Source organism: Nocardioides sp. JQ2195, assembly GCF_012272695.1.
Classification (GTDB): Bacteria; Actinomycetota; Actinomycetes; order Propionibacteriales; family Nocardioidaceae; genus Nocardioides.
On sequence record NZ_CP050902.1, the window covers coordinates 2810333 to 2824016 of the forward strand.

A 13684-nucleotide genomic window follows, 5' to 3' on the forward strand; every position below is an offset into this window, starting at 1 on the left:
ACACAGCGAGACCCCCGGAGTAGTGATGTCCTCCGGGGGTCTCCTGCTGCTCTGGGTCGGATCAGGCAGTCGCCGGGCGGTACTCGGCGAGCTTGTTGCCCAACTCGCGCGCGACCTGTCCGGCCTGAGCCCAGGTCATGTTGTCGTCGATACCCTCGATGGTGAAGCCGCTCATCTCAACCATCGATCGCAGCGTGCTCACGGCGAGCGGGCCCGCGGGGTTCGATGCCTCGGGGATGAACCAGCGACGGCCGATCTTGGTGCCCTGCATGCGGCCGGCCCTGAGCTCGCCCCGGACCCACTGCGCCGACACTCGGTCGTGCTCGGTGGAGAGCCGCTCTGCCATTTCGGCGGGGTCGAGGTAGTTGGTGGTGGATACTGCGGTCATGGTGCTCAACTCCTACTAGTTGGGTTCCTAGGCCCTGTCCGGTGCTCAACCACCGGGCGGGGCCGACTTGCGTCTGTTCTATCCCGAGCCACCGACACCTGTCAGCGGAACGGCAACTCCTGCATGTTCTGTGCATGCTCGCAGTCCGCAGGGAGTCCGCGAGAAGTTCAGCCGGGACCGTTGGCGGCCCACGACTGCCAACGCATCGCCGCAGGTCAACCGGCATTTGCCAATCAGGGCACACAATTGCCGTCAAGCGTGGCCCACAAGGAGACCAAGAAGGCCTGACGTCTCGACGGAGTCGCGCCCTCGGGGCGACGCCGTCCCGAGGAAGGGTGTCGCGCACCAGCGCGGCACCCTTCCCTGATTTCAGGCACGGCGCACGCACGAACGGCGTACGCCGGAAACGTCGCGGTGCCTCGTCCGCAGCGCATCAGTGGCCGGCCTTCGACCGTCAGGAGCCGACGCTCAGCACCTCGGTTCGGGACACCTCGTGGCCTGCGGCGAGCGATCGCGGAGAAGCGATATGTTGGAGCGCATGCGACCCGATGTCGAGCTCAGGCTCCCCGTAGACAGCGCCTATGTGTCCGTGCTGCGGGCCACGACCGTGAGTCTGGCCGCCAGGCTCGACTTCACCATCGATGACATCGAGGACCTGCGGATGGCCGTGGGCGAGGCCTGCGCCATGGTGCTGCCCTCCGCCGAGGAGGGATCCGACCTCGTGTGTGCGTTCTTCATGAAGAACGGGGAGGTCACCATCACCATCACGGTGCCCAGCACCCAGACCGAGCTCCCCGAGGAGGACGGCTTCGCCTGGCAGGTGCTCAGCGCACTGACCACACACGCCGAGTTGGCGTCGGGCGACGGAGCCCTTTCCGTCTCCATGACGATGCACTCGACGGTCGCGGCCTGAGATGAGAGCCGAGAGCGGGGGAGCTCCCGACCGCATGCCACTGGCGGAGATCAAGGCGACCAGTGCGCTCCTGTTCGAGCAGGTGACGGACGAGGAGGCCAGCGAGGCGGCACGCTCCGTCGCGCGCGACGACCTGGTCCGGCTGCACCTGCCCCTCGTCGAGCACTGTGCCCGACGCTTCCGCAACCGGGGGGAGCCGTTCGAGGACCTGGTCCAGGTCGGCACGATCGGCCTGATCAAGGCGGTCGACCGTTTCGACACCGACCGGGGCGTCGAGTTCTCGACCTATGCGACCCCCACGATCATCGGTGAGATCAAGCGGCACTTCCGGGACAAGGGCTGGGCCATTCGGGTACCGCGCCGGCTCCAGGAGCTGCGCATGCAGATCAGCTCGAGCACAGCCGACCTCAACCAGTCCTTGGGCCGCTCCCCCACACCGTCGGAGCTGGCGGACGTGATCGGGTGCACGGTCGAGGAGGTCATCGAGGGGATCGAGTCCGCCAACGCCTACTCCACGCTGTCACTCGATGCCGGCAGTGACAGCAGCGACGACGGCTCGCTGAGCATGCTCGACACCATGGGGGTCGACGACGACGGCATCGAGCACGTCGAGCTCCGGGAGTCGCTCAAGCCGCTCCTCGAGCAGCTGCCGCCGCGCGAGAAGAACATCCTGATGCTGCGGTTCTTCAAGAACATGACCCAGTCGCAGATCGCGACCGAGGTCGGAGTCAGCCAGATGCATGTGTCGCGGTTGCTCACCAAGACCCTCGAGCACTTGCGCCAGGCACTGGCTGACGAGGCCCACTAGCGTCAAGATCCGCGGTTCGCGCATCGAGCACCCGCGGTTCGCGCAGGGTCAGGACGGGTCCACGGTTCCTTCGTCGGACAGGTAGTCCATGCTGGCCGGGTTCAGCACGCCACCGAGCACGACCACCGCGACCACGGCCAGCCCGATGGCCACCGCCGTCGTCTCGCCCCCGCGAAAGCTCCAGGCCAGGCCCAGGGCCATCAGCTGGGTGAACACGACCGGGCTGCGGGCCCAGGACTCGCCCGCCCGCATCGACCAAGTGGCCCACGCGAGGAATCCGCCGTACGCCGCGAAGAACAGCGCCGTGCTCAGTCCCATGACGAGTCGACCACCCGAGAGGTGGAACAACTCGAGCATGGCGTAGGTCACAAGGCCCAGTGACTCCAGGGCCGCGAGGCCGACCGCGACCTTCAACAGCGCCGGAATCGGGGTTTCAACAGGGGTGCTCACGAGGAAAAACAGTACTTGTGACCAAAGTGACGTCGGTAAGGGGTTGTCACGGGGTTCACTTCTTGAAACTCTGTTCCGTGCGCTCGTGAACGGGTTCGCTTGACCCTGCGCGCGTACTAGAACTTTTACGTGACGGCCCACTGGCCGCCGACGACACTGAGAAGAGGGAGTCCCCCGCCATGGATTGGCGCCATCGCTCCGCGTGCCTCGACGAGGACCCGGAGTTGTTCTTCCCGATCGGCAACACCGGTCCGGCCATCCTCCAGATCGAGGAGGCCAAGCAGGTGTGCCGACGCTGCGAGGTGCGCGAGCAGTGCCTTGCCTGGGCCCTCGAGGCGGGACAGGACCACGGCGTCTGGGGCGGACTCGGGGAGGACGAGCGTCGCGCGCTCAAGCGCCGCAACGCCAGGGCGCGCGTCCGCACGGCCTGATCCGGACGACTGAGCCTGCGAGGTCGCACGGATCGACGGTGGTCGAGCGAGGCGCGCCGGCTGAGGAACGAAGCCGCGACCGCCGGGTCGAGACCCAGTGACACGGGAGCAGACCGCCGGCAGCGACGAACGCGGGCCTCAGTCCACCGGAATGTCGAGGTCGACGCGGGTGCCGTGCGTCAGCGGCGGGTGCGCAGCTCCCATGGAGAGAACGCCCTCGAGCTCCGACTCGATCAGCGTGCGCACGATCGACAACCCCAGGTTGATCTCGCCGTCCAGCGAGAATCCGTCAGGGAGCCCGCGACCGTCGTCCTCGATCGAGACGTGAAGACGCCCCACCAGTCGCCGTGCCTCCACCGTGATCCGTCCGTCGTCCCCGGTCACGTAGCCGTGCTCGACGGCGTTCTGCAGCACCTCGGTGACCACTATGGCCAGCGCCGTGGCCGTCTCCGAGCTGAGCACCCCGAAGCTGCCTGAGCGCACCACACGGACGGTCTCCCCCACGGCGCTCACGTCGGTGACCATCCGCCCGAGCCGGTCGGCGATCTCGTCGAAGTCGACGTGCTCCTCGACTGCTTGGCTCAGGGTCTCGTGGACGATCGCGATCGACCCCACCCGGCGTACCGCCTCCTCCAGGGCCGCCTTCGCATCCGGGGTGTCCATGCGGCGAGCCTGCAGGCGCAGCAGCGCCGCGACCGTCTGCAGGTTGTTCTTCACCCGGTGGTGGATCTCCCGGATGGTGGCGTCCTTGGTGACCAGCTCGCGGTCGCGACGACGCAGGTCGGTGACGTCACGCAACAGGATCAGTGCGCCGATCCGCTCCCCCTGGGGCCGGAGCGGGATGCTGCGAGCGATCAGCGCCACCCCGTCACCGGTGATCTCGGCATCCTTGTGCACGTGGCCACCCAGGACCGCGCTGAGCGTCTCCTCGTCGGGCCGCTTGCGGGGCGGCACCAGGTCGCGGGTCAGGTCCGTCAGCACGTGACCGGTGAGGTCCTCCGCGTGCCCGAGCCGGCGGTAGACGCTCAATGCGTTGGGCGACGCGTAGGTGACCAACCCGGTGACACCGACCCGGATGAACCCGTCACCCACCCGGGGCGTGTCGGCGTGGTCGCTGCGGTCCCCCGGCGCCGGGAACAGGCCCCTGCTGATCATCTGGGTGAGGTCCGCGGCCGTCTGCAGGTAGGACAGCTCCAACCGGCTCGGGGTGCGTACGCCGAGGAGGTTGGTCTTGCGCGCCACCACCGCGATCACCCGGTCACCCCGGCGCACCGGGATGGTCTCCACGCGGATCGGGACGTCGTCGCGCCACTCCGGGTCGCCCTCACGGATCACCCGCTCCTGGGCCAGCGCCATGTCGAGCGTCGGCCTCCGGTTGATCGGCACGAAGCTGCCGATGACGTCGTCCAGCAACGCGGTCGGCCCGGTGGTCGGGCGCATCTGACCGCCGGCCCAGAAACCCTTCCCCTCGAGATCGGGCAACCAGAGCACGAGGTCGGCGAAGGACAGGTCGGCGATGATCTGCCAGTCGGCCATCAGCCGCTGCAGCCAGTCGAGGTCCGCGGCGTCGAGATCCGTGTGCGCCTTGGCCAGTTCGTCGAGTGTGGGCACGGCGACACCCTATGCCTCCGCGACGCAGGCACTCGGCTGGCATGCTGGGGACATGCCTGCGTCGATCTGGGACCACGTGCTTGCACACGACCTCGAGGTCCCGACCGACCGACCGCTCGACGAGCTGACCACCGAGCTGACCATCATGCTGGGCAGCGCGGACGCCCATCGCCGTGACGAGACCGCGCTCCGGGTGCTGGCCACCTGGATCCGCCGCGGGGTGTACGACGACCTGCTGGCCGGCCTTGGCGACGGCATGGTCGCCGGCCTCGCCATCGGGCTGGGCGAGGTCGGCACCGACACGGTCTTCCGCCGGAGCTGTTCCGCCCTGGTCCTGGCCGTGTGCCTCGACCGGAACCTGGAGGTCGCGGAGCTCTCCCCGGAGAAGGTCCTCGAGTGGGGTGACCGGTTGACGGGCTGGTTCGTCCGCGAGCAGGACCTCCGTGGCTGGGTGCCCGGCAAGGGCCGGGCCCACGCGATCGCCCACGGGGCCGACGCGGTCGGCGCCCTGGGACGCTCACCAGGTCTAGGCGTCAACGAGCTGACCGTGCTCCTCGACGTGCTGGCCGACCGGATCCTGGCCACCACCGAGCAACGACTGGTCCACGGCGAGCCGGACAGGCTCGCGGTCGCCACGTTGGAGATCCTGGGCCGTGACCTGGTGCCACTCTCCGTGCTCGAGCCCTGGGTGGCGAGGATCGGAGCGTCCGCAGGCGGCCACGACGAGACCGCCATCGGCTTCAACGCCCATGCCTGCCTGCGCGCCCTGCACCTGCACCTGACCCTCGGGCGGCGACACCCCGCCGTTCGCGCGGACCTGGTGCTCGCGCTGGTCGACGTCCTCCGCGACCTCAACGCTGCCTACTTCGACGCCCACTGACCCGCGTCCGCGCCGCGGGACGGCTCCGCCGCCTCCCGAACCGACTTCGGCCCCGTGGTTGCCGCGGGTGGTTAGTGTGACGCGCATGACAGAAGCAGCGGAGCCGTCGCTCTCCGGCCACGCCGGAGAGCACGCCGTCCACGTGGCCCGGGCCCACGGCGTCGAAGCGATGTTCACCCTCTCGGGTGCGCACGTGTTCCCGATGTATGACGGGGCGGTCAAGGCCGATCCGCCGATGCGCATCGTCGACGTACGCCACGAGCAGACCGCCGCCTTCGCCGCCGAGGCGACCGGCAAGCTGACCCGGGTGCCGGGACTCGCGGTCCTGACCGCAGGGCCGGGCGTCACCAACGGCGTGAGTGCCGTCGCGCAGGCGCAGTTCGCCGGCTCCCCCATGGTCGTCGTCGGTGGGCGGGCTCCGCAGGGCCGCTGGGGCACCGGCAGCCTCCAGGAGCTCGACCAGCCGCCGATCCTCGCGCCCGTCGCGAAGCTCGCCAGGACCCTCCCCACCGCTGCCGACGTGGCCGGCGGCATGGATGAGGCGTTCACCGTCGCGGGCTCGTCCCACCGCGGACCGGTCTTCGTCGACGTCCCCATGGATGAGTTCTTCAACACCGCCGACGTCGACTGGCACGGGCCACGACAGGTCGCGACGCAGCAGCCGGACCCGGACTCGATCTCGGCCATCGCCGAGCTGATCGGCCACTCGCGACACCCGGTCATGGTGCTCGGCACCGATGTGTGGGCCGATCGGGCCGAGCACGCGGCGCTCGCCTTCGTCGAGCAGATGGGGATGCCGACCATCACGAACGGCATGGGTCGCGGCGTGGTTCCCGGCGGCCACCCGCTGCTGGTGACCAAGGCCCGCGGGCAGGCGCTCGGACAGTCCGACCTGGTGATCGTGGTCGGCACTCCCCTGGACTTCCGCCTCGGCTACGGAGTGTTCGGCGGCAAGGACGGTGCCCAACCCGCCGAGGTGGTGCACATCGCCGACTCCGAGCGGCAGGTCTCCGGGCACGCCACGCTGGCGGCGTCGGCCTTCGGTGACCTCTCGTTGACGTTCGAGGGGTTGGCGCGGGCCGTCGACCGCGTGGTCCGCAAGCCGGACTGGACACCGTGGGTCACCAGCCTCCAGGACACCGTCCGGGCCACCGTCGAGCGCGACAGGACACTTCTCGGCGCCGAGGCCGATCCGATCCACCCGGCCCGCATCTACGGTGAGCTGGTCCCCCGGCTGGCCGACGACGCCGTGGTGATCGGGGACGGCGGGGACTTCGTCAGCTTCGCCGGGAAGTTCGTGGAGCCCCAGCGTCCGGGCGGCTGGCTGGACCCCGGGCCCTACGGTTGCCTCGGCGCGGGCCTTGGGTCGGCGATGGCGGCACGCATCGCCCGTCCGTCCTCCCAGGTGGTGCTGCTGCTCGGTGACGGTGCGGCCGGCTTCTCGCTGATGGATGTCGACTCGCTGGTGCGGCAAGACCTCCCGGTCGTGATGATCTGCGGCAACAACTCCGCCTGGGGCCTCGAGAAGGGCCCGATGCAGATGCTCTACGGCTATGACGTCGCGGCCGACCTCGCCCCGCGCACACCCTACGACGAGGTGGTCAGGGCTCTCGGCGGCGCCGGGGAGACGGTGACCGACCCCCAGCAGATCGGTGCCGCGATCGACCGGGCCTTCGCCTCCGGCGTGCCCTACCTCGTCAACGTGATCACCGACGTCGATGCCGCCTACCCCCGCAACACCTTCGGAATCTGAGCGTGGAGATCCGACTCGCGCGATCCGACGAGCTGGTCCGCATCGGCGAGATCACGGAGACGGCGTATGCCGCGTTCACGTTGGGGCCGGCAGATCCCTACGTCGCGAAGCTGCGTGACGCAGCGAGCCGCGCCACGGAGGCCCAGCTCTGGGTCGCGGACGACACCGGCGCCGTCCTGGGCAACGTCACCTGGTGTCCGAACGGCTCCATCTGGCGCGAGATCAGTCGTCCCGACGAGGGGGAGTTCCGAATGCTCGCCGTTGCCCCGGAAGCGCAGGGGCGTGGCGTCGGCGAGGCGTTGGCCAGGCACTGCATCGCCCTCTCCCGGGCGGCCGGACACCGCGGCATGGTGTTGTCGTCGTTGGAGGACATGACGGCCGCGCATCGCCTCTACGGCCGGCTCGGGTTCTCCCGGCGGGCCGAGCGTGACTGGTCCCCCGCCCCGGGGGTGCAGCTGATCGCGTTCGAGCTGCCCTACGCCTGACCCACGACCATCCGGGACCACGCTCAGAGCCGGGACAGGAACTTCTGCGTGTCGACGACGACCCGGGTCACCTCACCGCTGCCGACGAGCTTGCCGTTCATCCGGGCGGACACCGTGAAGCGCACGAGACGCCCGTCGACGTACGACGAGGCCGCAGCCACCACGACCTCGGCACCCACCGGGCTCGCTGCCAGGTGCTCGAGCGACATCCGGGTGCCCACCGAGGTCTCTCCCTCGCTCAGCAGGGACTCGATCGCGACGCAGGTGACGGCTTCGCACCATGCCAGCAACCGGGGCGTGCCCAACACCTCCAACGTCCCGGACCCCACCGCCAGCGCGGTGTCGGCCGCGGTGACGGCGAAGGTGCGGGTGGCGGTCATCTCGGAAGGGGCCATGCCGTGATTCTTCCCCATCACTGCCCCGTCCCCACGAAATGACGGAACCCCCTCGCCCAGGGGGCTCGGGGGTTCTGCTGGCCCGAATGCTCAGGCGTTGGGGCGCTTGCCGTGGTTCGCGCCCTTCTTCTTGCGATCGCGGCGCTTGCGGCCTCGCTTGCTCATGTGTCCTCCTGGAGATCTTCGGCGGCCATTGTCGCAGCAAAGCGGCCGTCGCCGCCAATCGGCTCGGTCAGCGTTCGGTGATCTCGATCTGCACCTGGCGCAGCTGCACCAGCACGCGGTCACGCAGGCTGTTCGGCGCGGACTCGGAGCACGAGCGGGCAACGAGGGCCTTCACGGTGCGCTCGAGGTCGTACTTCTGGAGGCACGGGGCACACTCCTCGAGGTGGTGGCGCACCACCGAGCAGTCGGCCTCGTCGAGCTCGTTGTCGATCAGGTAGACGATGCGTTCGAGGTAGTCGGCACAGTCCTCGGCGGAGTTCGGGTCGTTCACGAGTCCGCTCCCTTCGAGGCCGGGCGCACCAGGTCGTTGTCGCGGACGTAGCCGGACAACATGTCCCGCAGCTGACGGCGGCCACGGTGCAGGCGGGACATGACCGTCCCGATCGGGGTGTCCATGATTTCTGCGATCTCCTTGTAGGGGAAGCCCTCGACGTCGGCGAGGTAGACGGCCAGGCGGAACTCCTCGGGGAGCCGCTGCAGCGCGTCCTTCACCTGCGAGTCAGGGAGGTGCTCCAGCGCCTCCATCTCGGCGGACTTGAGGCCCGTCGACGTGTGCGACTCGGCACGAGCGAGCTGCCAGTCCTCGACATCCTCAGCCATCGACTGCTGCGGCTGGCGCTGCTTCTTGCGATAGTTGTTGATGAACGTGTTGGTGAGGATCCGGTAGAGCCAGGCCTTCAGGTTCGTTCCGGGCTTGTACTGGCGGAAGGCGGAGAATGCCTTCGCGAAGGTCTCCTGGACGAGGTCTTCGGCATCGGTCGGGTTGCGGGTCATCCGCATGGCCGCTGAGTAGAGCTGGTCCAGGAAGGGCAGCGCGTCGCGCTCGAAGCGCAGTGAGCGTTCGGCGTCTGTTTCGTTGGCGAGGTCGACCTCGGACATGTCGACGTCGCTGGTGAGGGATTCAGTCATCGCCTCCCAGCCTACGCGGGTCGTGGGACGTTCGAGTAGTGCGAGCACGTCTGGTTCAACCGGAGGAGCGTCCCAATGATTCCCGGGACCGGGCCTCAACGCCCGGTGACCTCGCGCACGATCCACTCCAGTGTGGCCTCGACGACCATCGCCGTGACGTCGGAACCGGACAGCGGGGCCGTCCGCGGGACCTTCAACGAGTGATCGGCGAAGGGCACCTCGATCAGGTTGGTGCCCTCGGGAAATTCCTCGGGCCTGCCCATCGGGTCCCGCGCCCCCTGCACCACGAGCAACGGCACCCCGACCCCCGCGAGCTCGGAACGCCGGGTCTTCTCGGGTCGGCCCGGCGGGTGCAGCGGGAACGAGAGGGCGAGCACGCCGGCGGCGGCGAGGCCGTGCGCACAGCGGGCCGCCGAGCGGGCACCGGCCGACCGCCCACCCACGATCAACGGTGTGCGCGGCCGGATCACCCCGGCTGCCGCCCGCAGCGCCACGTCGAGCGTCGGCGGCGCCGTGGCCACCTTCTTGCCGGCCACCTTCCACGGCTGCTCGAGCCGGTGCACCGTGATCCCCTGCCCCGGCAGCGACGCCGTCAGCGCCTCCAGGTCAGGCGTGTCGATTCCCGCACCGGCTCCGTGGCTGAGCAACAGCGTGGCCACCGGACGGCGAGACCGTGAGGAGACCAGCCGCGCGTCGCCGTACGGCGTGGCAACGATGCGCTCGACGTTGACCATCAGGGTGCCTCCTCCAGCGGAAGCGGCTTGATGAGGTCGGGTCCGTTGTTGCGGACGTTGCTGACCAGGGTCGAGACCGGATAGGCCTCCAGCTGGCCCGGGACCGCCGGTTCGAGCAGCGACAGCAGGTCGTCCCGGGACTTCTGCGTGGGATCCAGCCAGTCGGATCGCCGGTCCACGGGAACCATCAGCGGCATCCTGTCGTGGATGTGGCCCAGCGAGTCCTCTGCGTCCGTGGTGATCACCGTGCACGTCCACCGGAAGCGGGCCGGGTCGTCGTCGGCCTTCGTGGGATCGCGCCAGATCTCGTAGAGGCCGGCCATCGCCAGCACCTCGCCGTCCTTGGGTCGGATGAAGAACGGCTGCTTCTTCGGCTTTCCGGCCTTGGTGAGCTCCTGCGTCGGGTACCACTCGAAGTAGCCGTCGGCCGGCAGCAGGCACCGTCTGGCCGCGAAGGCGCGACGGTAGGCCGGCTTCTCCGCCACGGTCTCCATGCGCGCGTTGATCATCCGGTTGCCGATCGACGGATCCTTGGCCCACGAGGGCACGAGCCCCCAGGTGAGCACCCGCAGCTGGCGCTGCTGCGGCCGGTCGTCCTTCTCGGGGCGCTCGAGGACGGCGTAGACCTCCTTGGTGGGCGCAACGTTGAAGTCAGCCTCGAGCGGCGCGGGAACCAGCGACTCCTGGACCTCGAACTCCTCGACCAGGTCCTCAGGCTGACGCGACGAGGCATAACGACCACACATGCGCCGAGCCTAACTGTGCACGACGAAGGAGTGCACAGTCAGGACCGAGGCGGGTCGAGCGAGCCGCGCGACCGAGAACGAGGTCGCGACCGGCGGGTCGAGACACCCGGGACCGACGCAGGGCAGCAAGGCCCAACTGTGCACGACGAAGGAGCGCACAGTCAGGACCGAGGCGGGTCGAGCGAACCGCGCGACCGAGAACGAGGTCGCGACCGGCGGGTCGAGACACCCGGGACCGACGCAGGGCAGCAAGGCCCAACTGTGCACGACGAAGGAGCGCACAGTCAGGACCGAGGCGGGTCGAGCGAACCGCGCGACCGAGAACGAGGTCGCGACCGGCGGGTCGAGACACCCGGGACCGACGCAGGGCAGCCAAGGCAACCAGCGCCTCCGGCTGCGCGATCAGCGTCAGTGGCGGCAGAGCTCGTCGAGGAGCGAGGCCGCACCTGCGTCGGTCGGCGGCAGCCCCTCGATCCAGACCCGGGTCGGGTGGCCGGTCGTTGCCAGCATCGTGCGTATGAGCGCCACGCGGCGCCCCAGCCGGGCATCTCGTTCGACGACCACCACGACGCGGTTGGTGCCGGATCGGCCGATGGTCTCGGTGCCGTTGAAGACGGTTCTCACGACTTCCCCCAAGCGGGTCAGCCGGAGGGCACGTGAGAACTGGTCTTCGCCCCGGGCACCTCGACCCGGCCGATCGTCAGGGAGCTCCACGACCACGAGGGCATGGGTCTCACCCAGGTCCGCGGACCGGCGGCCGAGCTGCCCCCTGTACAGCTCGGACAGACGGCTGCGGATGTGCGCCAGGCTGGCGAGACCCGTGAGGGGATCCTCGCAGGACAGCTGGTGCAGATAGGCCAGCGTCGACTCGCTCCAGGCCATGGACAGCGCCCGGACGTCCACGAAGGCCGGTTCCCCTCCCGTGACGAGGTGGGTCGTCCGGCTGAGCAGCTCGAGGGCCTCGTCGAGCGAGGCCCCGTCCCTGGCCAGCAGTCGTCCCGCCACCTCACAGGCCTCGGCAGAGCCAGATCCCGAGGCAAGGGCCTCCCCCACTGCCTCGAACTGAGCCGGCAACCCCTGCCGTGTCAGCTCGGACAGCTCAGCCCTTGCCCCGGAATCGTCCGTGGTGCTCCGTCGCGTCTTGGTTGCGAAGAAACCCACGGCCCTGCCCCTCCCGGTGTCATGCTCCACGTCTCGTGACCATGGAACGGAGCCCCCGTGGGTTCATGACGCGACTTCGCAGATTTTCTCCAGAATCTTTTTCCTGCAGCCGATCGACGTGACCGAGCTCACCTGCCGGCCAGCGACTAACCTGTTTCGTGGAGCGCTTCCTGCGTCATCAATTGCCGGTTGGATCGTTGGAGACATGTGAGCACCACACTCCCCGAAGTCGAGGAACCGGGCGACGCCGAGCTGATCTCGGCCGTCCGAGGTGGTGACGTGTCCGCCTACGGCGACCTGTTCGAGCGCCACGTGACCGCTGCCCGGCGACTCGCGCGTCAGCTCACCACTCCCTCGGACGCCGACGACCTCGTCTCCGACGCCTTCACGAAGGTGCTCAAGGTGCTGCAGGGCGGAGGCGGACCGGATGTCGCCTTCCGCGCCTACCTGCTCACCGCCGTACGCCGCCTGCACGTCGACAGGATCCGCGCCGGTTCGCGACTGCACACCACCGACGACATGGAGGCGTTCGACCCCGGCGTGCCGTTCCGGGACACCGCGGTCGAGGGCTTCGAGAACGAAGCAGCCGCCAAGGCGTTCGCCTCGCTGCCCGAGCGCTGGCAGCTGGTCCTGTGGCACACCGAGGTCGAGGGTCAGAAGCCGGCCGAAGTCGCGACGATCCTCGGCATGAGCGCCAACTCCGTGTCGGCCCTCGCCTACCGGGCCCGCGAGGGACTGCGGCAGGCCTTCCTCAACTCCCACGTGGAGGAGCTCGACAAGCCCGAGTGCCGGTGGACCCATGACCACCTCGGCGCCTACATCCGCAACGGGGTGTCGCGACGAGACGCGGCCAAGATCGAGAAGCACGTCGACGAGTGCCGCAGCTGCATGGCGATCTACCTGGAGCTGACCGAGGTGAACTCCAACCTCGGAGCACTGCTGGCCCCGCTCCTCCTCGGCACCTCCGTCGGCGCGGCCTACCTCGCCGGGGCCGGATCGTTGGCGGCCAAGGGAGCCGTGCTGCTGTTCTTCGACCGGGCCAAGGACTTCGTCGCGGCGAACACCCAGATGGCCGCCGTGGGCGGGGTCGCGACGGTGGCCGCGGTGGCCGGTGTCTCGATCGCGGTGGCAGTCAACCAAGGAGATCGGCCGAACCAGCCCCCCGCCGCACAGATCGCGGCCCCTGACTCCACGGCACCGGCATCGCCAGGCGCCGACGCGCCCGCCAAGCGGAAGCCGAAGCCGAGCACCCCGCGGCCAGCCGTCCCGGCGGCGCCCGCCCCCGTCGCGGTGGACAGCCCCTTCCCGGTGGACAGCCCCGCCCCGGAGCCCGCCCCCACCCCGACCCCGACTCCCAGCCCGACCCCCACTCCCAACCCGAGCCCGACTCCCAGCCCGACGCCGTCACCGAGCCCGACCCCGAGGCCCACGCCCACCCCCACGCCGACGCAGGACCCCGAGGCAGACCTGACCGTCACCGCCTCCGCAGAGCAGATGGGAAGCTCCACCCTCTGGAAGGTGGCCGTCACGGTCAGCCACGGCCCCGCCACGCTGGACATCACCAGTGACAACCCGGTGGTCGTGCTCGACCTGCTCGATCCGCGGTGCAGCAGGATCGGGATCGGCACCCTCACCTGCCGGATCGACGGCGCCGGCGGCGAATCCTTCGACCTCACGGCGATGAAGGTCCTCGCTGACACCAGCCTCACCTTCACCGTCACCCCGGGTGACGGGACCGACGACGCCGACCCGGCCAACAACAGCCGAACCGTGCTGCTGTCCCGGTGATCACCGA

General features: G+C 69.3%; 16 protein-coding genes. 7 read left to right on the forward strand and 9 right to left on the reverse strand.

Going from position 1 to position 13684, the window contains the following annotated elements; all coding sequences use genetic code 11:
* Positions 1-61: 61 nt before the first annotated feature.
* Positions 62-388: a helix-turn-helix domain-containing protein gene (locus tag ncot_RS13290; protein ID WP_168618048.1), complete on the reverse strand. Its 327-nt coding sequence runs from the start codon at positions 386-388 to the stop codon at positions 62-64.
* A gap of 538 nt (positions 389-926) precedes the next feature.
* Here ncot_RS13290 and ncot_RS13295 point away from each other — a divergent pair.
* On the forward strand, positions 927-1301 hold the full coding sequence (locus ncot_RS13295; RefSeq protein WP_240937901.1) for an anti-sigma factor: 375 nt from the start codon (positions 927-929) through the stop codon (positions 1299-1301).
* Between the two features lie 34 nt (positions 1302-1335).
* Positions 1336-2109, forward strand: a complete 774-nt coding sequence (locus tag ncot_RS13300; RefSeq protein WP_206064966.1) for an RNA polymerase sigma factor SigF — start codon at positions 1336-1338, stop codon at positions 2107-2109.
* A 48-nt stretch (positions 2110-2157) separates the two neighbouring features.
* Here the strand turns inward: ncot_RS13300 and ncot_RS13305 are convergent, their stop codons facing one another.
* The gene (locus ncot_RS13305; protein WP_168618051.1) at positions 2158-2559 is read right to left on the reverse strand and encodes a hypothetical protein; all 402 of its coding nucleotides are present in this window, start codon (positions 2557-2559) and stop codon (positions 2158-2160) included.
* A gap of 179 nt (positions 2560-2738) precedes the next feature.
* Here ncot_RS13305 and ncot_RS13310 point away from each other — a divergent pair, with 179 nt between their 5' ends.
* On the forward strand, positions 2739-2990 hold the full coding sequence (locus ncot_RS13310; RefSeq protein ID WP_056686333.1) for a WhiB family transcriptional regulator: 252 nt from the start codon (positions 2739-2741) through the stop codon (positions 2988-2990).
* 138 nt (positions 2991-3128) lie between these two features.
* Here the strand turns inward: ncot_RS13310 and ncot_RS13315 are convergent, their stop codons facing one another.
* On the reverse strand, positions 3129-4601 hold the full coding sequence (locus ncot_RS13315; protein ID WP_168618052.1) for a PAS domain-containing sensor histidine kinase: 1473 nt from the start codon (positions 4599-4601) through the stop codon (positions 3129-3131).
* 52 nt (positions 4602-4653) lie between these two features.
* Here ncot_RS13315 and ncot_RS13320 point away from each other — a divergent pair, with 52 nt between their 5' ends.
* The 3 genes from ncot_RS13320 to ncot_RS13330 all read left to right on the forward strand — a co-directional run bounded on the left by ncot_RS13320 (position 4654) and on the right by ncot_RS13330 (position 7719).
* Entirely contained in the window at positions 4654-5481 is an 828-nt protein-coding gene (locus tag ncot_RS13320; protein ID WP_168618053.1) for a DUF2785 domain-containing protein, read from the forward strand.
* Between the two features lie 85 nt (positions 5482-5566).
* Positions 5567-7234: an acetolactate synthase gene (locus ncot_RS13325; protein ID WP_168618054.1), complete on the forward strand. Its 1668-nt coding sequence runs from the start codon at positions 5567-5569 to the stop codon at positions 7232-7234.
* Positions 7235-7236: 2 nt separating this feature from the next.
* On the forward strand, positions 7237-7719 hold the full coding sequence (locus tag ncot_RS13330) for a GNAT family N-acetyltransferase (protein ID WP_240937902.1): 483 nt from the start codon (positions 7237-7239) through the stop codon (positions 7717-7719).
* Between the two features lie 23 nt (positions 7720-7742).
* On the opposite strand, the gene ncot_RS13335 is transcribed toward ncot_RS13330, so the two are convergent.
* The 6 genes from ncot_RS13335 to ncot_RS13360 all read right to left on the reverse strand — a co-directional run bounded on the left by ncot_RS13335 (position 7743) and on the right by ncot_RS13360 (position 11733).
* Positions 7743-8114, reverse strand: coding sequence for a hotdog domain-containing protein (locus ncot_RS13335; protein ID WP_168618055.1), 372 nt, complete (start codon positions 8112-8114; stop codon positions 7743-7745).
* A gap of 232 nt (positions 8115-8346) precedes the next feature.
* Positions 8347-8610, reverse strand: a complete 264-nt coding sequence (gene rsrA, locus ncot_RS13340) for a mycothiol system anti-sigma-R factor (RefSeq protein WP_168618056.1) — start codon at positions 8608-8610, stop codon at positions 8347-8349.
* Positions 8607-9248, reverse strand: a complete 642-nt coding sequence (locus ncot_RS13345) for a sigma-70 family RNA polymerase sigma factor (protein ID WP_168618057.1) — start codon at positions 9246-9248, stop codon at positions 8607-8609. The genes rsrA and ncot_RS13345 overlap by 4 nt, the downstream gene beginning before the upstream one ends.
* 95 nt (positions 9249-9343) lie before the next feature.
* Positions 9344-9982: an alpha/beta family hydrolase gene (locus ncot_RS13350; RefSeq protein WP_168618058.1), complete on the reverse strand. Its 639-nt coding sequence runs from the start codon at positions 9980-9982 to the stop codon at positions 9344-9346.
* Positions 9982-10728, reverse strand: coding sequence for an SOS response-associated peptidase (locus tag ncot_RS13355; protein WP_168618059.1), 747 nt, complete (start codon positions 10726-10728; stop codon positions 9982-9984). Before ncot_RS13355 ends, ncot_RS13350 begins: the two co-directional genes overlap by 1 nt.
* A gap of 408 nt (positions 10729-11136) precedes the next feature.
* Positions 11137-11733, reverse strand: coding sequence for a hypothetical protein (locus ncot_RS13360; protein WP_240937903.1), 597 nt, complete (start codon positions 11731-11733; stop codon positions 11137-11139).
* Positions 11734-12096: 363 nt separating this feature from the next.
* Between ncot_RS13360 and ncot_RS13365 the strand changes: the two genes are divergently transcribed.
* Positions 12097-13677, forward strand: coding sequence for a sigma-70 family RNA polymerase sigma factor (locus ncot_RS13365; protein ID WP_168618061.1), 1581 nt, complete (start codon positions 12097-12099; stop codon positions 13675-13677).
* Positions 13678-13684 lie beyond the last annotated feature (7 nt).